Here is a 26,387-nt window from a genome sequence, read left to right as displayed (position 1 = left end):
AGCTCGCCAGAGTTGCCCTTTTCTTACACCCGCTGGGGATAAACCTGACTTTCACGCTCGCTTTGCGCATAATCTCTGCTTGCACGTAAAAATTACACCCAGCAAACAAGATCACGTTGAGGGCTGAGACAGTGGAAAGCGAGACTCCCAAACTCCGCGATGCGGACCCAGGTATCCTCGCCGCAGTAGTTCGCGCCCAGCTGGTGGGCGCCCAGGCAGCGGGGCTGGATTGCCAACAGTTGCTGCGGGACAGTGGGATAGATCCCGCCCATCTTGAAGATTCCGACAGCCGCATCGGCCGTGAGCAGATGGCCAGTCTACTGCGCCTTGAGTGGGATTTATTGAATGATGAGTCAGGCGGGTTTTTAGCCCGCCCCTGGCTACCGGGTACTTTTGCCATGATGGGCCACGCCTGCATCAGCTGCCCCAACCTGCGGCGAGCTCTATTGCGCTCAGCACGCTTTATCAGCATGGTCAGCGACGACCTGCATATCAAACTGGTAGAGGATGGCGAAGAGGCCAGGCTGATCATTCATCACAGCAACGAAAAACAGTTGCCTAATCAGATTTTCGTAGAGTCCATTGCCGTTATCTGGCTGCGCTTTTTCAGTTGGCTGATCGATCGCACCATTCTGCTCGAACGGGTGTTATTGGCCTTCCCGCCACCGGATTACAATGAGGACTACTGCGATATGTTCCCGTGCCGGCATTACTTCAACCAGGCTGAAACCTGCCTGGTTTTTAATACCCGCTATTTACAAATGCCGCTGGTGCGGGATGAGCAGCAACTGGCAGACTTTTTATCCAGAGCACCGGAGTGCCTGCTCACCCAATATAAATCTGACCACAGCTTTACCGGTCGTATACGCCGTATGCTGCAACAACAGAACAGTATTGAGAATCTCTCCCTCGACGATGTGGCTGCACGCCTGTTCACCTCCCCACAAACGCTGCGCCGACGCCTAAAAGACGAGGGCAACAGCTGGCAGGACATCAAAGACTCTGTACGCCGTGATATGGCCGTGTACCAGCTAAAACAGCAGGAAACCGCAGTGGCAGAAATCGCCGAACGACTCGGCTTTTCTGAACCCAGTGCTTTCAATCGCGCATTTAAAAAATGGACTGGCCTCGCCCCCGGCGCCTACCGCGAGAAATTTCGCAGCTGATTGCCAGTATTAAATTTCCAACATTAATGGGCGTTTTTTATCGCTTCACAAAATAAATAGCCCCACAGAAATGTAGGGCTATTTGCTTGCCAAGATTGTGAAAATATCTATTCGGTATTAACTACTCGTACACTAATACGCTCATTGTTCATCGGCTGCGGTGTTGTTTGCCCTGTCTCACTTTCCTGCACAGGTTTAGCGGATCCCATACCGGTGGCCGTCATACGATTAGCCGCAATCCCCTTTTGCAGCAACAGCTCCCGCACAACATCCGCTCTCTCTTGCGAAATTTCCTGCTCTTTAATTTCATTGCCCTCCCCCTGTACATGCCCTTCAATAGCAACCGTAAGCTGTGGGTTTTCCTGCATAATTTGTGCAAGTGCATCAATATCTGCGGACTGGGGATCAAGAATTTTTGCAGTGCCCTTTTCAAACTTCACTCGCAGAATAAATTCCTGGTTCGGGTCCCGATCAAAGCTCTTCAAGTAATCCCGCAAGTTACTAGAGAATTTATCCGGGCCCAACTGAGCCTGGGCGCTATTTTCATTGGGAGGAGTATCGCCAGCAGGCTGTGAGGGCGCTTCCATAAAAGCCTGTTCCTGTGGAGTCTCAAAAGGCTGGCCTGCCGCTTCCTCCTGCCTACCCTTGTCCATGCACATATTTAAGGCATAGAGGGCAATTAGTACCACTAATAACGGAAAAAACCAGCTGCTAAAACTTACGGGCTTTTTCTTTTCCACATGGCCATGCAGGGCTTGTTCCCGAGGTTCCTGAGGCTTGGCATGGCCATGGGTAACCAGGGCGGCCCCCAGATTATCAAACCCTTTTACATCAAGAGCATCCAGGAGTGCATCAGGGACCTTGTTGCGTAAAAACTCTCTCTGACCAATTAAAAATGAAGCCAAGTCAGAGACGTCCATTTTGTTGGCTTTTACCTGAGCGCCTAGCAGGGCCATCACCAGTGGCAGCACCAACTTTAATAGGTGGCCACCTTCATTACCCGGCAGTTCTGTAGTGGCTACTTTGCTCACTTCTTCGACCCGGGTACCAAATACTTTTTGCAGCATGGCATCACCGACTGGCAGTGAGGCTTCCAACTTTGCCTTATCTGCAAACTGCTGCAAAACACTGGGGAGATCCGCAACTTCAGTGTCCGTAACCATATTGAACAAGTAAGCCATACCAGTTTTACTACTGGCTTTATTCAGCATGCCTGCAAGAACAAATGCAATTCCAGTATCCAGTGCTGACTGACCTTTCTCTGCCGGAAGGTTGAGTGCAGATGCCAGGGTACCGATACCCGAGGTGCCCAGTTGGCTCGCCGCCAGTTCCAGTAGATTCTCCGCCATAGTCAATCCTCACTGCCAGACAACCGCAAGCTAAAGCCACTCTTTAAATGGTGTTGGTGGTGAATCAACCCAGATAAAGGCTTTTTCCTGTGAGCCAAAACCCACAACTAAATTTTTCGGTGGGGCTATTGCGGCTTAAATACAATCTAATCGGCTGCTATTCGCTGGCCGAAAATAAAAAATAAAGCGCCTTATTTGAGTGTACGGCACACCACTCATCGAGTTAGTTTGATTTGGAATAAGTAAAGTAAAAAAATTCGCTGCATTAATTACCTGAGCTGACAACCACGTCACCCCCCCTGGCGTCTTTCATCATTGCGCCGAAACCCCACACAACTATGGTTGTACCCACAATCAAAAATAAAGAGGCCATAACCGTGCCCAGTGAAGCCTATATCTACGATGCGATCCGCACCCCGCGTGGCAAAGGAAAACCCAGCGGCGCGCTGCACGAAGTCAAACCCATCACCCTGCTCTCCAACCTGCTGCGCGAATTGCAACAGCGCAGCCAACTGGATACGACCAGGGTCGATGATGTGGTAATGGGGTGCGTAACACCTGTCGGTGAGCAGGGCGCTGACATCGCCAAGGTCGCCACACTCGGTGCCGGTTGGGACTGGGATATTGGCGGCGTCACCTTAAACCGTTTTTGTGCCTCCGGTGCCGAAGCTGTTAATTTAGCCGCCGCCAAGGTCCGCTCTGGCTGGGAACAGCTTGTAGTGGCCGGTGGCGTTGAGTCTATGTCGCGGGTGCCCATGGGCAGTGACGGCGGTGCCTGGGCTATGGACCCACAAACCGCCATAGAAACAGGCTTCGCGCCCCAGGGCATCGGAGCCGACCTAATTGCCACGCTGGGGGGCTTTTCCAGGGAAGATGTGGATAACTTTGCTCTGCAATCCCAGCGCAAGGCTGCAAGTGCCTGGCAACGTGGTGCCTTCAACAAATCCGTAATCCCCGTGCGGGACCAGAACGGCCTGTTACTTCTCGATCGCGATCAGTTGGTGCGCCCAGAAACCTCCATGGAGGGGCTTGCCAATCTCTCCCCATCTTTTACCGCCATGGGCGACCTCTGCTTCGATAGCGTAGCGATTTCCCGCTACCCCCAGGTGGAAGCTATCGAACACGTACATACCGCAGGAAACTCCTCAGGCATTGTGGACGGCGCCGCCGCCATTCTTATCGGCAGTGAGCAGGCCGGAAAAGACCTGGGCCTGACACCCCGGGCACGTATCGTCTCCGCCGCAGTCGTCGGCACCGAGCCCACCATCATGCTGACTGGACCCGCTCCCTCCGCTCGCAAAGCCCTCAGGGCTGCGGGCCTAAGCGCCCATGACATAGACCTGTACGAAGTCAACGAAGCCTTCGCTGCAGTAGTGCTGCGCTTCCAACATGAATTGGATATTGACCCGCAGAAGATCAATGTCAACGGCGGCGCTATCGCTATGGGTCATCCTCTCGGCGCCACTGGTGCCATGTTAATTGGCACCGTGCTTGATGAATTAGAGCAACGTCAGTTGCGCTATGGCTTGGTCACTCTATGTGTAGGTGGCGGTATGGGCGTGGCAACTATTATCGAAAGAGTCTAGGGGGAAAATATGAAATCTATACGCTTGGAAAGAGACAGCGATAACATTGTCCACCTGATTATGGACAACCCCAATGCCTCCGCCAATGTAATGGATCGGGATTTTACAGACTCACTACAGGCCGCGGTGGAGGAGATAAAACAGTGGGACTATGCGGGGATTATTGTTCGCTCCACTAAAAAAACATTTTTCGCCGGCGGCGATCTCAAGTCCCTCTATGCCGCAAAGAAAAGTGAGGCTCAGGAGTTTTTTAACTCTTGTGAGGCCCTTAAGGGAAACTTGCGCTGGCTAGAAACTCAGGGCAAACCTGTTGTAGCGGCAATCAATGGTGCCGCTCTCGGCGGCGGCTGGGAAATTGCCCTCAGCTGCCATCATAGGATCGCCTTGGAAGAGAACTCAGTAAAAATAGGGCTACCGGAAGTCACCCTTGGGCTGCTGCCTGGTGGTGGAGGCTGTGTACGTATGCCCCGCTTGCTAGGTATTCAAAATGCACTGCCCTTCCTGCTGGAAGGTAAGCAGGTAAAAGCCAAGCAAGCATTGGCAAGTGGTTTAATCCATGAGACAGCCCAAAATGCCGGAGAGCTGCTCAATAAGGCTCGGGACCATATCCTCAGCAACGGTGAACAACAGAGCCTACAGCCCTGGGACCAGCCCGGTTACCGTATGCCCGGCGGTGACGCCAAAAATCCTAAAAATGCCCAGCTGTTGATGATTGCCCCCGCCATGCTGGAAAAGAAAACCCACGGCTGTATGCCCGCTCCTGAAGCGATACTGGCGACGGTTATCGAGGGCGCCCAAGTGGATTTCGACACCGCCACGCGTATCGAATCGCGTTACTTTGTCGACCTCACTTGCGGTCAAGTAGCAAAAAATATGATCGGCACCTTCTGGTTTGCTCTTAACGCGCTGAAGGCCGGCACCTCTCTCCCACCAGCCGCACGCGAATCGAAAACCACAGCTATCAAAAAGATCGGCATACTCGGGGCCGGAATGATGGGTGCCGGCATTGCCTATGCCTGTGCCAGCAAGGGCATTGAGGTTGTGCTGAAAGACATTTCCACCGAGGCAGCCTTAAAAGGTAAAAACTATGCAGAAAAGGCACTGCAAAAACGTCTGGAGCGCGGCCGAACAGACGAGGCACACGTACAGACTATCCTGTCTCATATTCACCCAACAGATAATGCCGCCAACTTGAGCGGTTGTGAGCTGATCATTGAAGCAGTGTTCGAGGACCGAGAGTTAAAAGCCGAAGTTACCCGCGAGGCAGAAGCCCAACTGGATAGCAGTGCTGTCTTCGCCTCCAACACCTCCACACTACCAATTACCGGCCTGGCTCAGGCCTCTGCTCGGCCAGATAACTTTATCGGCCTGCATTTTTTCTCCCCGGCAGACAAAATGCCGCTGGTGGAAATCATCTTTGGTAAGCAAACCAGTGAAGAGACTTTGGCCCAGGCTTTCGCCTTCGTTTTACAAATCGGCAAGACGCCGATTGTTGTTAACGATAGCCGAGGCTTCTTCACCTCTCGAGTATTTGGCTGCTTTACCAATGAGGGAATTGGCATGCTTGGCGAAGGGATAAATCCCGCCACGATTGAAAATGCCGCATCCCTGGCCGGATTCCCAGTAGGGCCTCTAGCTGTGAGTGATGAGGTCTCTCTCACCTTGATGGGAAAGATTCGCCAACAGACAATTAACGACCTGCAGAAGGAGGGTAAAAGTGTCCCCACACACCCTGCAGAATCTGTAATTGATCATATGCTGGAACTTGGCCGCGCCGGCAAGTTGGCGGGTGGCGGTTTTTACAGCTATCCAGAAGGGGGTAAAAAACACCTTTGGCAAGGCCTGCAGCAAGAGTTTCCAGCGGCCAAACAACCCCCCGTTGAGGATATCAAGGAGCGCCTGTTATTTATCATGGCCATAGAGACACTGCGCTGCTACGAAGAAAAAGTGCTACGCAGCGTGCGAGAGGCCAATATCGGCTCAATTTTTGGTATTGGTTTTCCTCCCTGGACCGGCGGAGCCCTGCAATATATTAACCAATATGGCGTTGAAGCTTTTGTACAGCGCGCCCAAAAACTTGCCGAAACCTACGGGGACAGGTTTTCTCCCCCGGAAACATTAATAGCACTCGCCGAGTCCAGAGAGGAGTTGAAGGATACCCATTAGTCACATAAAGACTACGAAGTCGCTGATGAGCGAGAAGACTCAGCAGAATTAACGGGGCTGCCACGGCCGGGCAGTCCCGCAATTGCACAAATGCGAAGAGTCTACAATTCCAGATAATAAAAACGAATGTTGGAGTTCAGAATGATACCGAGAACCGTTTACAACGAAGACCACGAGCATTTTCGCGATACCGTGCGAAAGTTCCTCGAAAACGAGGCCATCCCCTTTCACAGTCAGTGGGAGAAAGATGGGCAGGTCGATCGTGCTCTTTGGAATAAGGCCGGTGAAATGGGCTTTCTCTGCCCTCAAATCTCCGAATCCTACGGCGGCCTTGGGCTGGACTACGGCTATAACTCTATTATCGATGAGGAAATCGCCCGTGCAGGTCTTTCTGGCATCGGCTGGGGGCTGCACTCCAATATTGCCGTACCCTACATTATTAATTACGGCAGTGAAGAGCAAAAAAAGGAGTACTTACCTAAATGTATCAGCGGTGAAATTGTAACGGCCATCGCCATGACGGAGCCCGGCGCGGGTTCCGATCTGCAAGGAGTAAAAACAACCGCAATCAAGCGTGGCGATCACTATCTACTCAATGGTTCCAAGACATTTATAACCAATGGCCAGCACGCCGATCTGGTTATCGTTGTTGCAAAAACAGACCCCAGTGAAGGGGCTTCCGGAGTAAGCCTGTTATTGGTTGATGCCAAATCGGAAGGATTCAAAAGAGGCAATAATCTGGAAAAAATCGGCATGAAAGCTCAGGATACCTCCGAGCTTTTCTTTGATGATGTCAGAGTACCCCAGGAGAATTTACTGGGAGCTGAAGGCCAAGGTTTTGTCTACCTAATGCAGGAATTACCGCAGGAAAGACTCAGTGTAGCTATTTTTGCCATTGCCAATGCAGAAGCGGCATTAGGGTGGACTATTGACTATGTACGAGACCGCAAAGCCTTTGGAAAACCGATCGCCGCGTTTCAAAATACACAGTTCAAACTGGCGGAACTGGACAGTGAACTCTCTGCCCTCAGAGTCTTTGTTGATCGTTGCCTGGAACTCCATTACGAGAAAAAGCTTGATGTAGCCACTGCAGCAAAAGCCAAATTACTCGCTACCGACTTCCAATGTAAGATGCTGGATGAGTGTGTTCAGCTCCATGGTGGATTCGGCTATATGTGGGAGTATCCTATTGCCCGCTCCTGGGCTGACGCCAGGGTACAACGTATTTATGCAGGAACGAATGAAATAATGAAACTCATTATTTCTCGTGAAATTCTCCGTGATAACTAAGTGCAATAACCCGGCGGTCTACACTATCGCCGGGTTCACCCTGCCACTGTATTAATAAGAGAACAATTAATCGCCGATCCAATTTACGATTTCAGCTACACCAATCTCTATTTGCCATTAACTAATAAATATAACTTTTCCACACAATTCGTTCATACTTGTCATACAAAAGATTAATTACATGTTTAACTTCTGAAAATTCCTTTACGTAAACCTCCAAATAATAATCTATAAAATAAGTAATGAATAAATCTATCACCCCCCTGCAAGGCCTACGTATACTCGATTTCACCACCCTGCTTCCAGGTCCATACGCCACTATGTTATTAGCGGACATGGGTGCGGAGGTTCTACGTATAGAGTCACCGAATCGTCCGGATATGCTTAGGGGGCTTCCTCCTATGATCGACAGTGAAGATCCCGTTTCCGCAGCTCATGCAACAATTAATCGCAACAAAAAATCTTTGGCTTTAGATTTAAAAAGCCATGAAGCAAAGAAAATTATTGAAAAACTACTCTCTGAATACGACATTGTTATTGAACAATTCCGCCCAGGAGTCATGGATAAGCTTGGTTTTGGCTATGAAGACCTCAGTGATATACGCACAGATATTATCTATTGCTCAATCACCGGATACGGACAAGATGGCCCTCTTAAAATGCGTGCTGGGCATGATATCAATTATCTTGCACTCTCAGGGCTCGCCAGCTATTCCGGTCGGCAGAGCAGCGGACCCAATCTGAGTGGTATGCAAGTTGCCGATATTGCCGGTGGATCCCACCATGCAGCCATGGCAATTCTTGCCGCCGTGTATCACCGCCAACAAACAGGCAGCGGCAGCTATATCGATATCAGTATGACCGACTGTGCCTATGCTTTGAATGCCATAAGCGGAGCCAGTGCTCTCGCAAATGGTGGAGATCCTAAGGTGGAAATGGAACTGCTTAACGGTGGAAGTTACTATGATTATTACCGTACAGCCGATGACCGCTATCTATCCGTTGGTAGCCTTGAACCTCAGTTTGCCGAAGCTTTCTTTCAAGGAATTGGGCATCCGGATTGGATGGTTCGGGTACTAGAGAGCGATCAGCAAGAGAGCTTGAAACAAGATATCTCCGAGGTTATACAACAACATAAGCTGAGTGAATGGATTAATATTTTCTCTGATCTCGACGCCTGCGTTGAGCCTGTTCTCAACTTTAGTGAAGCAACAGAAAGTAAATTGTTCAAAGAGCGGCAAATGGTTGTAAACGCAAAGACCAAAAGTGACAGCCCTCTCCTACAGATCAACACGCCCTTCAAGTTTAATGGAAAGAAAAATATACAACACCAAGCAGGCTCCAAACTGGGTGCCGATAGCCGATCCCTACTGAGTTCAATAGGGTTTAACACTGAGGACATTGACCGACTAATTGCTCAAAAAGTTATCGTTTAGACCAACTCAAAAAACTGCCAGAGGAATAACTTGATCCAGAATCGCCCGAACATTCAGATGCATAAGAGATATTTGAAGTAAAGCAGTGAAAGGTATTCGCTGAAGAACCGCTAAGCCTACAATTCAAGTCGTATTTACATCCTTCGGAGGTTTTGAGGTTTTGAGGTTTTGAGGTTTTGATCAATTGTAAATGGTAGCGGTCAACTTTAAGGACTCTTAGGGTTTATGCCCCCTATACTATTTCTAACTTAAATAGCGTCAATCAATAGGCAAAATAAAGCAACTATAACAATCCTAAGCAGTGAACACATACAGTACACTATAATCATAAAATCAATGACTTTGGCGTAAAAGCGTAACTTCAATCTGCGATGAACTACTAAACTTTAGAAGTTATGAAACCTGAAAAGCATACAAGTAGCTTTACTCTTAACCAAATATAACCTTTTGACAAAAACTGTATTCCAAAAAGGCTTTCCTTTTGAAAACGCTACGATTAATACTCGGCGACCAGCTCAACCATAAGCACTCTTGGTATAAATCAAGCAATCCAGATATTTTCTACCATATTGCCGAGATACGACAGGAGACAGATTACGCCATTCATCATATTCAAAAGGTGGTTGCCTTTTTTGAATCCATGCAAACGTTTGCCGAGTGGCTGAAATTACATGGTCATCAAGTCATTTACTATCAGATTGACTGCAAAGAAAATCGACAAAATCTTAAAGAAAATATTCGACAAATAGTTGCCCAGCTAGATATTCAGAGATTTGAATATCAACTACCTGATGAGTATCGCCTTGAAGAGCAACTAAATACAATAGTTCAAGAGTTGCAGATAGAGTATAAAGCCTATGACACAGAACATTTTCTAACCACCAGAAACTACTTAAAGGATTTCTTTAAGGGAAAGAAAACTTTCTTAATGGAAAGCTTCTATCGCCATATGCGCAGGGAAAACAATATACTTGTCGATAAAAAGGGGGATCCTGAAGGAAACCAGTGGAATTTTGATAAAGGGAATCGAAAAAAATGGAGTGAAGCCCCTCAAATTCCCCGACAATACCTATTTCGAAAGAATGTGGAAAAAACACTTAAACGTATCCAAGCCGCAAAAATAAAAACCATTGGTTCTATTAACGCCAAGCATTTTACCTGGCCAACAAGTAGAGAAGATAGCCTCAAAGTCCTTAACCATTTTTGTAAATATCTTTTACCACACTTCGGCGATTACCAGGATGCGATGGACCCCAACGAGGCCTACCTTTTTCATAGCCGCCTGAGTTTTTCTCTTAACTGCAAATTACTATCCCCCAGTGAAGTTATCAATCGCACTATTGATCATTGGAATTCTAACAAGAAGGAAATCCATATGAATCAAATAGAAGGGTTTGTCCGGCAAATTCTTGGCTGGCGGGAGTATATGCGCGGTATTTATTGGCAAGAGATGCCAAACTATACGAAGATCAACAAACTACAAAATCATAATTCGCTGCCCAATTTCTATTGGACAGCGCAAACGGATATGTACTGCCTTAAAAGCGCTATCAAAAACAGCCTTGAGCATGCCTATGCCCACCACATTCAGCGTTTAATGATAACTGGTAACTTTGCTCTTTTAACACAAACCGACCCAGACCAAGTAGATGCATGGTATTTAGGGATATATATCGATGCTATTCAGTGGGTAGAGTTACCGAACACTCGCGGTATGAGTCAATATGCCGATGGCGGACTGGTCGCAACAAAGCCTTATATAAGCAGTGGCTCGTATATCAATAAAATGAGCAACTATTGTGATAACTGCCGATACGATGTAAAGAAGAGAGTTGGTGAAGATGCATGTCCCTTCAATAGTCTTTATTGGAATTTTCTCTTAGAAAAGCGCAATTATTTTAAGAAAAACCCGAGAATGTCTATGATGCTCAGCCTCTTAGATAAATTGACAACGAAGGAAAAAAAAGATATCCAAGCTCAAGCCAGTAGTCTCATAAATTCTTTAAGCTGCAATTAGAAAATTCACTCGTCTGCTCCAGCCAAGAGGCTTAAATAAAATAACCTCGCAACCATCAACACTGCAGGCAGCACTTTCACTTATAAAATGGTTTTCAAAAACACGAAACAATAAAGGCAGGAAAAGAAAGGAAAAAAATAATAGGAGGTAAAAAATTTAAATTAACCCAAGATACAATACAAAAGACAATACATATGGTATCTCGGGCTAACTCAACATGTGCTAACTGTGGTCCATGGCGCTATTTAAACATCAGCTCTGGGTTCACCATAGTTTTCATTTCCAGCACATTACCGTTCGGATCTTCGATAAAGAAGGTTTCCTGTTCGTACTCACTGCCAACGAAGCGACGATATGGCTTATCCAAGTACTCCAGGCCAGCAGCTTCGATACGAGCTTTCAGGGCTTGGAATTCAGCATCCGGCAGGTGAATACCGAAATGGGGAACAGCTACCGCTCCCATATCAACCTTATGGCGTACGTTCGGCAGCTTCTCTTCACTCTGATGCAAAGTAAGTTCATTGCCCCAGAAATCGATATCTACCCAACGCCCTTCTTCGCTGTTTCCAGTTTTACAGCCAAAAACGTCACAGTAAAATTTCTTGGCTACCTCAAGGTCCCCTGCGGGGATTGCAAGGTGCAAGCAATTGGATTTCATAAAACCTCCCACTCCCGGCCGCTCTTCTTCATCCCGCTGATTGACATAAATCACAAGCCAACACCCTGGGGGATAGATTTCTCAAGCAACCAATTGGTACATACGGGGTATAGCGACCCCAATTTATTATTTACGCCACCAGGGCCGATCAAGGGCTTCCCAGATGACATCCGGATAACAAGGCAGCTGCCAGAGCCCCGAGAGACACATATTGCACCTATTTATAGGGCGGTTCGTGAGTCTCTCCCACCAAGTGCTCAAAAAAACAACAGAAGGCGTAATCAGGTCACTACTAACCGGCAAGCCTTGAAATATCCTCCTAATTGAGTGCAGTACTTTAACACATGTGTTGCTGGGAAGAACTGACTCTGATTAATAACGAAGTTACTCACAAGTCACTCGTAGGTCACTCCTACATCAGGGCCCACTATTAAAAGAAAGCCTTACATAGAATCTTCACGATGCACCTCAATGGTGCATGCTAGTAGGATGACCCGTGCACAAGGTGTACTCAGCTCCGCTTAATACTGTTCCCTTCAGGTCTTTCCACAACGCTTTGCCTTACAAACTCTTGCACCTTATTAGTGCTCCCTGTAGCGCCTGGCGCCCTATTTGCAGGCAGCAAGTATTGGTCCACAACCTTTCCTTATTTAAAGTACCGGTTCAAGGTAACCAAAAATCAGGCCAGCCCTTCAATAGGCCTTTTTCCCGGTTGTAGGCTTACCCAACCGCTAAAAGGTATTTAGTTTTTATTTTTAAAAATTTATTAGTACTTCATTGCTTTAAGGCTACTCACCTAGAGGCTATTGCTGAAAAAAAATACTGGAAAACACTCGGTAAACTCGGGTATATTCCGCGACTATTTTTTAACCAACTGCCGACCCAAGTGTCGGCCGCCAGTGCGGTTTCCGCCTGTCGCTGTAACAGAGGTAATACAATGAAACCAACCAAGCCCCTGCTACTACTGGCCTCCGGCCTGTTGTCTGTAGCTGCCCAAGCAGAAATGACTTGGAGCGATAACAGCCTCAGCCTGTTGTATGGCCGCGACTATGAAATGAACTACAGCCTGACCACCGATGATTCCGAGCGCTCTGTAGTGACCTTTGAACACGCCAGTGGCCACAGCTGGGGAGACCTGTTTATCTTTGCCGACTATCTGCATTCAGAAGATGGTTCAAAGGAGCTCTATTCAGAAATTTCTCCTCGTCTGAGCCTGGGGAAGCTCAGCGATCGTGAACTGGCTTGGGGGCCGGTAACCGACGTATTAGTGGCAACCACTGTAGAGCTGGGCAATATGGATGACCCCGATCACCTCACAGCCACAGGCCCGCATTTCACCAACGTTCTGACAGGTCTCGGTTTCGACCTTGCAGTTCCGGGTTTTTCCTTTGTCCAAGTAAACGCCTACCGCCGCGATAACGATGACAAGGCCAGCAACGAGCAGCTGACCCTGGTTTGGGCCATGCCATTTACCCTGGGAGACTCCAGCTTCGTATACGACGGTTTTATCGATTGGACCAGCGCCGCAGAAAATACACACCCAAGTATGAATTTCACTTCCCAGCTCAAATGGGACGTGGGCGCCAACTGGGGTGAGCCGAAAGCCCTGTATGCCGGTATTGAATACGTGCATTGGAATGACAAATTTGGGTTCAAAGATGGAACCTTTAATACCGACTCCAACGAGCGCAATGTTAACCTGCTAGTAAAGTACCACTTCTGATATGAAACCCTCTGATATCCAAACATCAGCGACCCCAGGGTCTGGTATTCCCCAGGCGGGCGGCGACGCCTCTTTATTGGAAAAGCTGTTCAAGCTGTCTGAGCGTCAGACAAATGTTCGCCGGGAAGTGATTGCCGGTGTAACCACTTTCCTGACCATGGCTTACATCATTTTTGTAAACCCCAACATCCTGGCGGCGGCTGGTATGGATAAGGGCGCCGTGTTTATGGCGACCTGTCTTGCTGCTGCGATCGGCTGTCTAATTATGGGGCTGTACGCCAACTACCCCATCGCACTGGCGCCGGGAATGGGCCTCAACGCCTTCTTCGCCTATGTAGTGGTGGGCGAAATGGGCTATAGCTGGCAGGTTGCCCTGGGTGCAGTGTTTATATCAGGGGTAGTGTTCCTACTGCTTAGTATCTTTAAGTTGCGGGAATGGATAATCGACAGTATTCCCACCTCCCTGAGGCAGTCCCTGGCAGCCGGTATTGGACTGTTCCTGGCGATTATCGCCCTGAAGAGCTCAGGGATCGTGGTTGCCAGCCCCGCCACCCTGGTGACCCTGGGGGACCTTAAGTCTGTTGAAGCTATGCTGGCTGCTCTGGGCTTCTTTATTATTGTGGCTTTGTCCTACCGCCGTATGCTCGGCTCGGTAATGATTGGCATTCTCGCAGTTACCGTTATTGCACTGGCTATTGGTAAAGTAGAGTTCACCGGCCTGGTCTCCGCACCACCGAGCCTGGCGCCCACCTACCTCGAACTGGATATCGCCGGGGCATTTGAAGTGGGTATGATCAGTGTAATCTTCGCCTTTCTGTTCGTAGACCTGTTCGATACTGCCGGCACTCTGCTGAGTGTCTCCGACCGCGCCAAGCTTCTCGATGAAAACGGTAAGTTGCCGGGCATGGGCAAAGCCCTGATGGCAGACAGCTCCGCTTCTGTAGTCGGTTCTGTTCTGGGTTCGTCCACCACTACTTGTTACGTTGAGAGCACCGCGGGTATTACCGCAGGCGGACGCACCGGTCTGACTGCAGTGGTCTGCGCTGGTCTGTTCTTGCTGGCAACCTTCTTTTCCCCGCTGATCGGGATGATTCCCGCTTATGCGACCGCCGGAGCTCTGCTGTATGTCGGCGTCCTGATGACCTCCGGTCTGTCTTCCATCGACTGGGATGACATCACCGAAGCCGCTCCGGCGGTGATTGCGGCAGTAATGATGCCGTTATCATTCTCTATCGCTCACGGTATTGCTCTGGGCTTTATTGCCTACGCAGTCATCAAAACACTGAGCGGGCGCAGTAAAGACGTCAGCATCAGTGTCTACGTGTTAGCGGCTCTCTTTATTGCCAAGTTCGCCTTTTTCTGAGGGGTACACAGATGAAAAAGCATTTTATCAGCGCACAGCAACTGCTGATTGATTCCTACGCGCTTGCCGAACAAATCTATCAGAGCGGCTTCCGCCCTAATTACATCGTTGGTGTATGGCGTGGCGGCGCTCCGGTAGGTATCGCGGTACAAGAATTGCTTCATGTGATGGGTGTGGATGCGGACCATATCGCAATCCGAACCTCCTCCTACCTCGGTATCGGCGAGCGCGACAAGAAAGTCCGAGTGCATGGCCTGAACTACCTGATTAAGCGCCTTGAGTCCCACGACTCCCTGCTGATCGTTGACGATGTACACGATTCCGGCCTGAGTATTGAACAAACAATTGAAGACCTGCGCGCAGCCTGTAAAAAGAACACGCCAGAGATTCGTATTGCAACGCCTTACTACAAGCCGAAAAACAACAAAGCGAAGCGCGAGCCGGATTACTTTATCCACAAGACTGAAGAGTGGCTGGTATTCCCTCATGAGATCGACGGCCTCACCCGGGAAGAAATCCTGGAGAACAAGCCTGAACTCGCCCCTTACGTTGACCGGATTGCTACCGCAGTCTGATCCTCTTTGTTACCGGGGACTCAAGTCCCCGGCACTTCCCCTTCTTTATCGTTGAGTTGTCAGTACCCTTACGACTCCTCTCGCTCCACCTCTTCCGGTCTAAAAACTACGCTAGAACCGACAAGCTACAATCAAGCCCCATACTTCAAACCTTTCTCAAAAGCCCCCACTTATGCAACTAAAGTTAGTTTTAGGCAATTTATTAAATAGAAAAGTTGGTCCAGAATTAAGAGGGCCTTGAATAAATTCACAATGTATCTTTAGGGCTTCAAGTGGTAACAACGAACTATTTAAAGATTGTCTAAGATAACTGTCCCAATTGTCGGAAAATAAAAATGAACGACAAACTTGCAGGGCTCAGCCAAACACAACTCGATGCACACTGGATGCCCTACACCGGTAACCGGCAGTTCAAACGAGACCCACGAATTATTACAGCCGCTGATGGGTGCTATTTCACCAGCGCTGATGGTCGCCAGATATTCGATGGCCTTTCAGGCCTGTGGACCTGTGGCGCGGGTCATAATCGAAAAGAAATCGCCAAAGCCATTAACCAGCAGTTGGAGACTCTAGACTTCGCCCCCTCCTTTCAGTTTGGCCACCCCGGCTCCTTCAAGTTGGCGGAACGAATCACTCGCTTAATGCCGGAGGGCCTCAATCGGGTATTTTTCACCAATTCCGGCTCTGAAGCAGTGGAGACCTCGCTGAAGATTGCCCGTGCCTATTGGCGCAAAAGAGGACAGGCCAGCAAGACCAAACTGATTGGTCGAAGTAAGGGATATCACGGAGTGAATTTTGGTGGAGTTAGTGTCGGCGGCATCGGAGCCAACCGAGCCATCTATGGTCCGGCGCTCTCCACCGCTCACCTTCCCCATACACTACTGCCGGAAAATCGCTTTAGTCGCGGACAGCCTGAATATGGGGCACACCTTGCCGAATCACTATTAGAAATTATTGAGCTACACGATGCTAGCAATATTGCCGCTGTCATCGTTGAGCCAATGGCTGGCTCCGCCGGTATTTTACCCCCACCAGAAGGCTACCTACAGCGACTTAGGGATATTTGCGAGCAACACCAAATCCTACTGATTTTTGACGAAGTAATCACTGCATTTGGCAGACTGGGCACTGCCACAGGTGCAGAGCTTTTTGGCGTAGTTCCAGATATTATCAACATCGCCAAGCAACTCACTAACGGAATCATCCCCATGGGAGCCACGGTGGTGCAGCAAACGATCTATGAGACGTTTATGCAGCAAGGAGGAGCCGACTACCAGTTGGAGCTACCCCATGGATACACTTATTCAGCGCACCCAGTAGCCTGTGCAGCAGCACTTGCTACCTTAGAACTTCTAGAGAGAGATAACCTTTTCAAGCACTCAGCAGAGCTTGCCTATCTTCTGGAAGAATATATACATCAGCTGAGCAACTTGCCTCTGGTTTACGATATCCGCAACTGTGGCCTAGCCGCTGCGCTAACGATTGAGAGAGCCCCTGGGGAGCCCTTATTACACCCATTCCGCATTGCCTTAAAGATGTGGGAGAAAGGCTTTTATGTTCGCTATAGCGGAGACACCATTCAATTGGGCATGCCATTTATTACACGCCGTGAAGAGATTGATGGACTGGTAAACGCCCTCGCTGAGTCTGTTCTTGAAGTTGCTAACGGTCAATAGCGTTTTTATTCTGTTAGCGGCTTCCCCCCTTGCTAAACAGCAATTCACCCCATAAGAACAACCCCTTAACACTCATGCCCTGTTAATAAAATAATCCCGAATCTACATGGGATATAATTTTGAAGACTAACCCACTTTAACCGCTTTTTATTTGGGCCATTTCATCTATTTATTGTATAGCACCAATAGTAAGATTCTCGGTGCATACATTGCGGACCAATATAGAATCACAGCAATAACAACTAACCGATCGGTGAGACCACCATGATCAACCAAACCAAGATTAAAAGATTAAGACTTATTACCACTCTCTTGTGCAGTATCATGTTCGCTGCCTGTGAGCAAAAGCCAGGTAGTACAGAAGCCGCACAAACTTCTACAACAAAACCTGTAACAAGAGCGGAGATCGCGGGGCTATCTGAGAAATATGCAAAGCTGAGAAAACAGCAAATTGCAGAGGTAGATTACCAACTGAGTATTCATCTTGATCGCAACGGAGACAGTTTTTCCGGCACAGTTGTAACTGAAATTGAATTCAACAAACCCTTACAACAGCCTCTAACTGTCGATTTCTCTGGAGGTACTGTTGAAACTGTACAGGTGGATAACCAAAAGACTCCTTTCAGTTACAATGGACATTTTATTCGTATTGATAATACACAGCTACCCAATAAGAAACATACAATTACAATAAATTATCGACATCCTTATTCAAATAATGGGTCGGGTCTATACCGATTTAAAGACGCTGTAGATGGTAGAGTCTATTTATATACTGATTTTCAACCCTATGACGCCAACCGCCTTTTCCCACATTTTGACCAACCAAACCTTAAAGCTCGCTATACACTAGATGTCACAGCGCCAAAAGAGTGGGTAGTAATCAGTACGGAGCGGGAACATAGAGTAGAGCACGAGGGTGAAATAAAGCATTGGTTTTTTCCACAAACTCCAAAGTTCTCATCCTACATATTCTCATTACACGCGGGGCCCTACCATATTTGGGAGGATAACGCCAAAGGTATCCCTCTACGCCTGATGGCCCGCCAGAGCCAGGCACAATATGTTAAAACCGAAGACTGGTTTACCTTCACCAAGCAGTCCTTTGCATTTTTCCAACCCTATTTTGGAATAGATTACCCCTTTAATAAGTATGATCAGATCCTGGTACCCGACTTCAATGCGGGCGCCATGGAAAATGTGGGAGCAGTCACTTTTAATGATGCCTACGTATCTCGTGGAGAAAAAACCCAGGCCCAGCGTATGCGCTTGGCCAATGTTATTGCGCACGAATTGGCACATCAGTGGTTTGGCAATCTAGTGACCATGAACTGGTGGGACGATCTTTGGCTAAATGAAAGTTTTGCCACTTATATGGCCAACCTATCTTTAGCAGAGAACAGTGAATTTTCCAATGCCTGGGAAAATTTTTATCTTGGTACTAAACAGTGGGCTTATTACTCCGATCAAAGGCCCACCACTCATGCCATCCAGCTACCAGTAAAAAATACCGAAGAAGCTTTTAGTAATTTTGATGGTATTACCTACGGCAAAGGGGGCTCTATACTCAAACAATTACCCTATTTCCTCGGTAAAGAAAAATTTCGTCAAGGCGTTAGCAGTTACCTGAAAGAGTTTTCTTACAAAAATTCTACACTTGATGATTTTATTAATCATCTGGGCAAGGCCGCCAGTATCAATCTGGAGGAATGGCAACAACAATGGCTTTATCAAGCCGGTCTTAACACTATTGAAACAAGTTTCGAATGTGAAAATGATCGGATTACCGGCCTTAGTCTGACACAGACAGCTCCAGATGATTACCCGACGCTACGCGAACAACGCACTCAGCTCGGTTTCTATCGTATGGATGAGGGGATTATGAAACGCTATGCCACCCTGTCGGTAAGGTACAGCGACGCATTAACCAAAGTAGAGAGTGCTAAAGGGTTATCCTGCCCTCAAATTCTCTATCCTAACGAGGAAGATTGGGCTTTTGCCAAGGTAACTCTTGACTCAATCACACTGAAAAATATGGCTCAATACCTCCATGCCATTGAAAATCCTTTCACCCGTCTTATGCTGTGGCAAAGCCTATTCGACAGCGCCTATGATGCAAAGCTCCCCCTTGATGAATACATCAGTTTTGTTATTAATAATGGTGTCGTCGAACAAGATATCAGTGCTATTCGACTCAATGCGCGCTATTTAAATTATGTCCATAGTTATCTAAACCAAGTTCCTATTGATCAACAGCGCCGTAGTAAAATTCTAAAAACTATGGAGGATTTTGTGTGGGAGCGGCTACAGCAGGCACCTGCAGGCAGCGATCAACAAAAGACTTGGTTTGAGCTATTTACCGAAATAGCTCATTCGAACAGTGCGCTCAACAATGCCAAACTATTACTGATGGGTGAACTCTCAGTTAAAGGACTGAACTTAGATCCGGATATGCGCTGGGATTTAATTCACCTGCAAAATCGCTATTTATATTCTGATTATGAACAAGCTATTGTCCGTGAACTAAGCAAAGATAGCTCAGACAGATCAAAACTGAATGCCATTGCTGCCGAAGTAGTAAGACCTTTACCAGAAATCAAACAAAAATGGCTAGAAAACCTAATTCAGCACAGGGATAACTTCAAGTTGAGTGAACTGCGCAAGGCCTCTTACTCTCTATTTAAAGATGAACAAATCTCCCTATTTAATAATAACAGCGAAAAAATCCTTTACGCACTGGAGCAAATTAATAATGAGGATTCCTCAGAGCTAATCAGTAGCTATACCAATATTTTTCCCCTAATGTGCTCAAATGAGGGCGCTCAAAAAATAAGCACCATTCTTGAAGAAAACCCTCAATTTAAGCCCACACTGGTTAAAGCATTAAAAAATCACCTCTACACCAGTGAACGATGCATCAAAATGGGGCAAGCTTTACTCATCAAGAATAAAGGATAACATCGGATTCTATTTTTATAGATGTCCTGTAGAGTGCACAAAAAAATAAAAGAATCAATACTATAAGAATAAATAAGGGCCTATGGGCCCTTATTTATTGAACTCGCCTTCCAATGGATAAATGCCTATAAATCAATGAAAGCAATTACTACCCAACATAATTTAGACCTGCATATATTAAACCTCAATGGTATCTATACTTAAAATAACAAAGGCATCTCTATGTATATAGCGGTTCAAAAAGACGATCTATCAGATGGTACCGTCGTAGAGTTATTGGCGCAGCACCTAAAAGAAATGCAACAGCACTCCCCCCCTGAAAGTGTGCACGCCCTCAAACCAGAAGAGTTAGTTGATCCCAAAATCACCTTCTGGAGCGCAAAGATCAATGGCGTTCTAGCAGGCTGTGGCGCCCTCAAGGAAGTCTCCTCTACTCTGGGAGAAATCAAGTCAATGAAAACCAGCCAATCTTTCCTACGCAAAGGTGTCGCTAAAGCAGTATTACAGGAGATAATAAATGAAGCCAGAAGACGGGGTTACAGTGAGGTAAAGCTTGAAACTGGTAACAGGTTAAATTTTGCTCCAGCAATAGCACTTTACTATCAAAATGGCTTTAAATCCTGCGGGCCATTTTCCAACTATAGAGAGGATCCACACAGTCTATTTCTTACAAAAAAACTTAGGCTCTAAGCAAGCTTTACCATTTAATTTAAGGGAAGATACAAACATATGCCTTACTCTAGAAGAGATTTTTTAAAAATTATCGGAGCGGCACCATTTATACTAGGTGGAATGGAGGGGAAAGCTGGAACATGGCAATCTGCCCATAAACCACGATTCATTAAACTACCAGACTTAAAAACAGCCATTCAGGAAATATACCCCTCTGTATTCTTTGGAGAAATCTATATTTCAGGTGGTTTTATTCCATCATCTAATTCCATATTTTACGGTCTAGCCCCTACAGATCGCACCTATATATTCTCACCCCAAACCAAAACTTGGCGAGATGGTCCACCACTTCCAGAAGCTATACACCATCTAGGTATGGCTGCAAACTCCAAATATCTTTATGGCATTGGAGGTTTCAATGGAGTAAAAAACAATGCTTGGCAGGCCAAGGCTACTGTTTATAAGCTGTCCAACAGTGAAGATATCTGGACCTCTGGGCCCCGCTTACCCGCTCCCATGGCCGAAAGTATCTATGCCAACACATCAAAAGGCATCCATGTTATCGGTGGAAAAACACCTAACGACCAACTTAAAAATAGCGATACGAAAAATCATTATATATTGATAGACAATGCCAACTGGGAAACAGCAGCTCCGGCGACTATCAGCCGAAATTCCGCAGCAGGTGCGACATTAAACAATAGAATCTATGCTATTGGTGGGCGCCAAGCTAGCAATGGAAATGATAAGGCTAGGAATCTCTCCTACGCGGAAGTCTATGATCCCAGTTTGGACAAGTGGAATAAAATACGACCGCTACCCCAATCACTTGCCGGGCTAACTGCCACACCATTAAAGGGAAAGATAATAGTTACCGGTGGAGAAGCCTTTGGCCCCAACGGTTACTGGAAAACAGGCTCTGCATTTAACTCGATCTGGTCATACAACCCAATTAGTGATCAGTGGAGAAAAGAAATCTCTCTCCCTATGGCTCGCCATGGACACGGTGCTGTTACAATTAACGATTCCATTTATATTATTGGCGGAGCCGCTAAAGTTGGTCCACAAGAGACCTTAGCGTCGACTATAAAAATGAACTGGAAACCATAACCCCTAGATTTGTAATTTTCCGTATAAGCTTGGATTAATTATGCTTAAAAAAAGAGAATATCCCTTTCTACCGTCACAAGAAGGCCCTTATGTACATTCTGTTATCCATGAAAATACGCTCTACATTTCGGGCTTGACCGCACAGGGAACCTCTTCTCAGAAAAAAGAATTTTTAGAGCAAGCCCAAGAGATACTCTCTCAGATAGATAATATCCTGGAATACGAGGGACGGAACAAATCTTATCTCATTAAGTTAACAATCTTCATAAAGGACATCGAACAGACCAGTAACCTGCGCAAAGCGTTATTTCAGTTTTATGACGGAAACTTGCCAGCCTGTTCACTAGTCGAAGTTTCTAATCTGATTCATCCTGACCTAAAACTAGAGATTGAGGCAATAGCGGCTATGCTATAAGGCCATCAAGGCTAGAATCACCATTCGCCTCCCCGAGGAGGCCCATTACGCTCTACACCGAGATAGCCTATATATCTATCCCGTATCTCCCGCACATACTTAACCGGCTCCCGACCCCGTACATAGCCAAATCGACTCTGGCGATAGTATTCAGGCTTGGATAACAACAGCATGGCCTGTTCTACATGGCCAAACCATTGATTGGGATCTAATTCCATGCGCTGGGCAAGGGCTATAGCATCACGTACATGGCCATGGCCGGCATTATAAGCAGCCAAAGTAAAGTATATTTTTTGCTCCTGCGAAAGCATCTGTGGGAAGCGTTGATCCAGCCAATCGAGATAGGACACTCCCGCACGGATGCCATTCTCAGGCTCATAAAGATTATCAACCCCTAATTGGCGAGCAGTACGCGGGAGCACCTGCATCAGACCTTGAGCCCCGGCAAAGGAACGGGCGCGGGGATTGAACTGGCTTTCTTGGTACATCTGAGCAACCACCATGCGCCAGTCACGATCCGTTTTATCCGTATATTTATGGACTATAGGATCGTAGGGTGAAAGTGAATCACTACTACTGCGCAGGCGATTTTCCTGATGGCGAAGAATACGCTTTTTCTCTTTAAAGTACTTATTGTAAGTAACATTAAAAAACAAATCGCGATTGTGTTTATTTAAAAAGTTATTTAATTTTCCCAGCAGCTGGCTTTGATCAGCACGCACAGCCCAGGCTATTTCTCTGACACTGGGCAATTCAGCCACCACCCTAAAATCATCGCGATAAGTGCTCTCGATCGCAACCAGATGAGAATCTGCAATCGTATAGGGAAATAACCCCTGAGCAACGGCATCGATTAAATATTCGGTTGTTGCGCCTAGCTGCTCAGATATCTGAAGTGGGGCGATTCCCTGCTCCCGCTGCAATACCACCATCTCTGAGAGACTCTCACGGTAGCTGGTTTGTGGGTTTACAGCCACCATCTTTCCCGACAGCATTTGCTCTAAGGGCACATCACCTTGCAGGGAGATATCTTTGCTTGGAGCAATCAGCTGTTCAGTCACCTCAAGGTAGGGGCGTGTAAAAACGAGCCCCTGCTTACGGCGCATCTCGGTAATCGTCAGTGACGAGGCGATCATATCGCCCATACCTGCCTGCAGGGCATCTGCTAAATCCATATCCGCATCGGGCACGACCATACTGAGGCGAAGCTTATGGTCACGAGCAAATTTTTTCAGCAGGTCATAGTCGAACCCCATCAATTCCCCACGCCAAATAAAGTAAGAAGCTGGATGATTACGGGTCAGTACTCGCAGTGTGCCATCCGCTAAAATACCCTCCCAATCCCGCATCATTTTATTGGAGTTTTGCCCGGCCAATACCAATTCTGCCGTCAGGAATTCATTGAGCTCACGTCGTAGCTCTATGGCATTGAGACGAACTGCCCAGGCAATATCTCTGCTGGATTCCAGCTGATCGCTGGCAGCGAGCTGCGGATAATCGGGCAAAAGCGCATCGGCCAAATTACTGTCCATCACGGTTGCCTGATACTTACCTGCGACAACAGCATCTAACAATGCGCTGTTTGCCACCGCACCATCCAGGAGCGTGACCTTATAGGCCTGATCTGTATCTTCACTCAAGGTTTCGGCATAGGCACTGCCACGGCGAACGGCTACCTCCTGTAGCGGGCTATTCAAATCGCGAAGCGTAATTACTAGTTCATTCACCGTTTGTAGCGGCCGTGTGAACGCCACCTGCGAGCGTCTTTTGGCCGTGCGGGAAAAATTAGTGGCGATCACATCACCTCGGCCTTCTGCCAAAGCGGGGACCAAACCGGAAAAGTTATCCACATAAACCCACTGGGGCCTTAGGTTGCGGCTGTAGGCAAATTTCTCTGCAAGCTCCCGCCACTCTCCCTGCGGCAAGCCAGAACGCGGCAGGGCATCCTCCTCAGGGCCTCTGGGAGCAAGTAAGCGCAAGATGCCTCGCTCCTGTAAGGCGGGTAGGTCTCCGAGTTCCGGGTAGTTCGCAAAAACAATTTCAGGTTCTTTAGTGGGTTCAGCGACGACCTGTTGGGGTTCAACCTGCTGTGATTCTACTTGTTGAGAAGAGCGCTTTTCACAGCTTACTGAACACACAAGAGCGACGATCAGAAAAGTTATCGCGACTATTTTTTTATGCACAGTTCAACCTTATTTCAGCGAAATTGTTATTGTTATCCATCCACTTTTTGACTAACTAGCGAATTAGTGCGGCGTAGAGTATTACTGTCGCCGCAAGGCGTCGGCGTCTAAAGGTATTTAAAAACAAATTCTGACTTCTGTTCGATGTCTTTCAATAGTTAAAAAGCACCGGGTAAGGCGTCATCGTTATAATGTTAGTAGTTAAGTAGTACTCCCCCTTTATCAGGAAGAAACCCAACATCAGTAACAATAAGCCAAATCGTACCAGTTTTCCGCAGCCTCAATAAAAAAGCCCGGCAAACCAAATTGCCGGGCAAATATACGTTGGCGACTATGGGTTGTCTCTTACATCAAGTGACAGCCCCTCTATTATTCTGTGAGCATCTTATTGTTATTAGCTGGATTTAGGCTTGCCCTGTAGCTCCGCCAACCTCATTTTTATTTGTCGGTTCTCCTCCTCATCCGGGAGTTCGAACATCAGCGGCTTTGCCACCCGGGCAAAGTATTCCGCATTTTTCTGTTGATAGAGTTCTTCTGCCAGCCACTGAGCAATATGGAGCTCCCGCGGTGCGCGCTTATAAGCTTCTTCAAGCTTGGATAGATATTCCTCACGGGGATAGCTCAACATTTCCATAGCCATGGCCAGACCAAACCAGTGAGAAGCATTCTGAGGCTCTTTATTCACCAGGTAGTCGAACTCTTCACGGGCCTTTTTAAGGCTGCGTAAATCGCGGGCATCGTTGGGCACCGTGGCCTGTTGATTCACCGTCAGCCAGGCGTGGGCACTCAGGTACCAGGGTTGCCGGCGATCCTTTTTTGGCACACTGGCAAGCAAATGACTGGCCTGCGGAAAATCCCCTATACGCAGATCCGCACTCGCCTTAATGGCAGCCAGCTCAGTGCTGTAGATCCCTGTATGGTAGGAATAGGTAATAAGATCGTCGAGGGCTTGTAGGTTGTAACCAGACTGGGCAATAAAGTTCGCCAGTACATTTACCGCTTCCCGCTTTTGCAGGCGCTTCACTCGAGGTGTTACCTCTTTAAAATCAGCAGGGATATCCCCACTGACCACCTCATATTCCCCTGAGTCAAATGCGGCTACATATACTTTTTCAAGCTCTTTTACCGACATTCCCAGGGCTTTCTCCAGTGATTTCACCGGATCTGCACCATCGTTGTAGTCTTTGACAAACTGCTTAAATTCTTCCGCCTTATCGCCCTCCATCATTAACCAGTGGGACAGCAACCAACCACTGGCATAGATATCGGCTTTCTCCTCGGGGTCGGTATCGTACACCGTTGCACGCAGCAGCCGGTCGAGCGGCATCAAGCCGGCATACATCAGAGTCTGAGCGCGCTCCTGGGGAATTTCGCCCAGTTCATAACGTCCCTTTTTAGGGAAGGACATAGTCGCCATAAATTCGGCAAAGCCCTCGCTATACCAGTAGGGGAAATGCGTGGTATTGCCGTTATAGCTAAGGAAATGGGTATATTCGTGAAAAAGAAATTCACGGGCCTTAAGCTGTTTTTTTACACTGCGGCCATCCAGGTTCACCAGGGCATAACTGCCCTCGGCGGAGGTATCAAACAGGCCGTTGGTCATCTCCGCCAACTCAGCCCCAACCAGACCCGCATAGGTTTTGCGGTCCCCGGCTGCATAAATTGTGAGCTTAGGGACGCTGGGGTCTACCTCCAACAGCTCTATGGCCACGGCGCGATAGCGCTCCAGATCGGCCACCAGGGTTTTTACCGCTTTGGGGTCGCCATCGGTAATAACCCGAAAGTTTTTACTGTCTACCTGATACCAGATCTCCTCGCCGAGGTAGCGGGATGCAGCATTGGCAGACAGTGAGAAAACGAAAAAAAGTACTAAGAAAACAGCTGAGCGAGAAACCATAGTTCAGGCCACCGAGTCATTGTTGCCGAAGCCCTCCGTGGCCAAATCGTAGAAGCACACATTACCGGTTTTTATTGATCAAAAAAAGATCAACATGAATAAGAAATGAACTTTTTAGGCGATTTTTATGTGACCAGCTGGACAAAG

General features: G+C 47.5%; 18 protein-coding genes. 14 read left to right on the top strand and 4 right to left on the bottom strand.

The features are described 5' to 3' along the window. The first annotated feature begins 131 nt into the window (after positions 1-131). Complete coding sequence (locus ACJJH9_RS00980) at positions 132-1,166, top strand: AraC family transcriptional regulator (protein ID WP_444887405.1); 1,035 nt, start codon at positions 132-134, stop codon at positions 1,164-1,166. 107 nt (positions 1,167-1,273) lie between these two features. On the opposite strand, the gene ACJJH9_RS00975 is transcribed toward ACJJH9_RS00980, so the two are convergent. After that, entirely contained in the window at positions 1,274-2,515 is a 1,242-nt protein-coding gene (locus ACJJH9_RS00975) for an OmpA family protein (protein ID WP_444883002.1), read from the bottom strand. Positions 2,516-2,892: 377 nt separating this feature from the next. Here ACJJH9_RS00975 and ACJJH9_RS00970 point away from each other — a divergent pair, with 377 nt between their 5' ends. From ACJJH9_RS00970 to ACJJH9_RS00950, 5 genes are all read left to right on the top strand, one after another. Beyond that, positions 2,893-4,101, top strand: coding sequence for an acetyl-CoA C-acetyltransferase (locus ACJJH9_RS00970; RefSeq protein WP_444889201.1), 1,209 nt, complete (start codon positions 2,893-2,895; stop codon positions 4,099-4,101). Between the two features lie 9 nt (positions 4,102-4,110). Continuing rightward, positions 4,111-6,267, top strand: coding sequence for a 3-hydroxyacyl-CoA dehydrogenase NAD-binding domain-containing protein (locus tag ACJJH9_RS00965; RefSeq protein WP_444923989.1), 2,157 nt, complete (start codon positions 4,111-4,113; stop codon positions 6,265-6,267). Between the two features lie 141 nt (positions 6,268-6,408). Further along, positions 6,409-7,557 (top strand): acyl-CoA dehydrogenase family protein, encoded by a 1,149-nt coding sequence (locus ACJJH9_RS00960; protein ID WP_444883005.1) that lies wholly within the window; start codon positions 6,409-6,411, stop codon positions 7,555-7,557. 242 nt (positions 7,558-7,799) lie between these two features. Continuing rightward, positions 7,800-8,993 (top strand): CaiB/BaiF CoA transferase family protein, encoded by a 1,194-nt coding sequence (locus tag ACJJH9_RS00955; protein WP_444923988.1) that lies wholly within the window; start codon positions 7,800-7,802, stop codon positions 8,991-8,993. 481 nt (positions 8,994-9,474) lie between these two features. Continuing rightward, positions 9,475-11,010: a cryptochrome/photolyase family protein gene (locus tag ACJJH9_RS00950; RefSeq protein WP_444923987.1), complete on the top strand. Its 1,536-nt coding sequence runs from the start codon at positions 9,475-9,477 to the stop codon at positions 11,008-11,010. A 241-nt stretch (positions 11,011-11,251) separates the two neighbouring features. Here the strand turns inward: ACJJH9_RS00950 and ACJJH9_RS00945 are convergent, their stop codons facing one another. Then, a complete protein-coding gene (locus ACJJH9_RS00945) occupies positions 11,252-11,668 on the bottom strand; it encodes a VOC family protein (protein ID WP_444883008.1) in 417 nt (138 codons plus the stop codon). A 937-nt stretch (positions 11,669-12,605) separates the two neighbouring features. On the opposite strand from ACJJH9_RS00945, the gene ACJJH9_RS00940 reads away from it, so the two are divergent. The 8 genes from ACJJH9_RS00940 to ACJJH9_RS00905 all read left to right on the top strand — a co-directional run bounded on the left by ACJJH9_RS00940 (position 12,606) and on the right by ACJJH9_RS00905 (position 22,160). Beyond that, positions 12,606-13,391 carry an outer membrane protein OmpK gene (locus ACJJH9_RS00940; protein WP_444887412.1) on the top strand — a complete coding sequence of 262 codons (786 nt, stop codon included), beginning with the start codon at positions 12,606-12,608 and terminating at the stop codon, positions 13,389-13,391. 1 nt (position 13,392) lies between these two features. Further along, positions 13,393-14,754, top strand: coding sequence for an NCS2 family permease (locus ACJJH9_RS00935; RefSeq protein ID WP_252083609.1), 1,362 nt, complete (start codon positions 13,393-13,395; stop codon positions 14,752-14,754). 11 nt (positions 14,755-14,765) lie between these two features. Beyond that, positions 14,766-15,329 (top strand): phosphoribosyltransferase, encoded by a 564-nt coding sequence (locus tag ACJJH9_RS00930; RefSeq protein ID WP_252083610.1) that lies wholly within the window; start codon positions 14,766-14,768, stop codon positions 15,327-15,329. 335 nt (positions 15,330-15,664) lie between these two features. After that, a complete protein-coding gene (aptA, locus tag ACJJH9_RS00925; protein WP_444923986.1) occupies positions 15,665-17,005 on the top strand; it encodes an omega-aminotransferase AptA in 1,341 nt (446 codons plus the stop codon). Positions 17,006-17,269: 264 nt separating this feature from the next. Further along, entirely contained in the window at positions 17,270-19,963 is a 2,694-nt protein-coding gene (pepN, locus tag ACJJH9_RS00920; RefSeq protein WP_444923985.1) for an aminopeptidase N, read from the top strand. A gap of 222 nt (positions 19,964-20,185) precedes the next feature. Further along, on the top strand, positions 20,186-20,653 hold the full coding sequence (locus ACJJH9_RS00915; protein ID WP_444923984.1) for a GNAT family N-acetyltransferase: 468 nt from the start codon (positions 20,186-20,188) through the stop codon (positions 20,651-20,653). A 39-nt stretch (positions 20,654-20,692) separates the two neighbouring features. Continuing rightward, complete coding sequence (locus ACJJH9_RS00910; protein WP_444923983.1) at positions 20,693-21,745, top strand: Kelch repeat-containing protein; 1,053 nt, start codon at positions 20,693-20,695, stop codon at positions 21,743-21,745. A gap of 40 nt (positions 21,746-21,785) precedes the next feature. Beyond that, a complete protein-coding gene (locus ACJJH9_RS00905; RefSeq protein WP_444923982.1) occupies positions 21,786-22,160 on the top strand; it encodes a RidA family protein in 375 nt (124 codons plus the stop codon). A 17-nt stretch (positions 22,161-22,177) separates the two neighbouring features. Here ACJJH9_RS00905 and ACJJH9_RS00900 read toward each other — a convergent pair whose 3' ends face one another. Together ACJJH9_RS00900 and ACJJH9_RS00895 are read right to left on the bottom strand one after the other, a co-directional pair. Then, a complete protein-coding gene (locus ACJJH9_RS00900) occupies positions 22,178-24,343 on the bottom strand; it encodes an MltF family protein (protein WP_444899623.1) in 2,166 nt (721 codons plus the stop codon). A gap of 394 nt (positions 24,344-24,737) precedes the next feature. Further along, on the bottom strand, positions 24,738-26,240 hold the full coding sequence (locus ACJJH9_RS00895; RefSeq protein ID WP_444883016.1) for a hypothetical protein: 1,503 nt from the start codon (positions 26,238-26,240) through the stop codon (positions 24,738-24,740). Between the last annotated feature and the right edge of the window lie 147 nt (positions 26,241-26,387).

This window comes from Microbulbifer mixtoriginis (SeqCode) (assembly GCF_052466715.1).
Note: the sequence above shows the minus strand (reverse complement) of the source record. Positions and strands in the feature narration are given on the sequence as shown.

Coding starts and splice junctions, on each gene's coding strand:
- ACJJH9_RS00945 (WP_444883008.1), bottom strand. CDS start 11,668: ATGAAATCCAATTGCTTGCACCTTGCAATCCCCGCAGGGGACCTTGAG.
- ACJJH9_RS00895 (WP_444883016.1), bottom strand. CDS start 26,240: ATGGTTTCTCGCTCAGCTGTTTTCTTAGTACTTTTTTTCGTTTTCTCA.
- pepN (WP_444923985.1), top strand. CDS start 17,270: ATGATCAACCAAACCAAGATTAAAAGATTAAGACTTATTACCACTCTC.
- ACJJH9_RS00930 (WP_252083610.1), top strand. CDS start 14,766: ATGAAAAAGCATTTTATCAGCGCACAGCAACTGCTGATTGATTCCTAC.
- ACJJH9_RS00965 (WP_444923989.1), top strand. CDS start 4,111: ATGAAATCTATACGCTTGGAAAGAGACAGCGATAACATTGTCCACCTG.
- ACJJH9_RS00915 (WP_444923984.1), top strand. CDS start 20,186: ATGTATATAGCGGTTCAAAAAGACGATCTATCAGATGGTACCGTCGTA.
- ACJJH9_RS00960 (WP_444883005.1), top strand. CDS start 6,409: ATGATACCGAGAACCGTTTACAACGAAGACCACGAGCATTTTCGCGAT.
- ACJJH9_RS00905 (WP_444923982.1), top strand. CDS start 21,786: ATGCTTAAAAAAAGAGAATATCCCTTTCTACCGTCACAAGAAGGCCCT.
- ACJJH9_RS00935 (WP_252083609.1), top strand. CDS start 13,393: ATGAAACCCTCTGATATCCAAACATCAGCGACCCCAGGGTCTGGTATT.
- ACJJH9_RS00955 (WP_444923988.1), top strand. CDS start 7,800: ATGAATAAATCTATCACCCCCCTGCAAGGCCTACGTATACTCGATTTC.
- ACJJH9_RS00975 (WP_444883002.1), bottom strand. CDS start 2,515: ATGGCGGAGAATCTACTGGAACTGGCGGCGAGCCAACTGGGCACCTCG.
- ACJJH9_RS00910 (WP_444923983.1), top strand. CDS start 20,693: ATGCCTTACTCTAGAAGAGATTTTTTAAAAATTATCGGAGCGGCACCA.
- aptA (WP_444923986.1), top strand. CDS start 15,665: ATGAACGACAAACTTGCAGGGCTCAGCCAAACACAACTCGATGCACAC.
- ACJJH9_RS00940 (WP_444887412.1), top strand. CDS start 12,606: ATGAAACCAACCAAGCCCCTGCTACTACTGGCCTCCGGCCTGTTGTCT.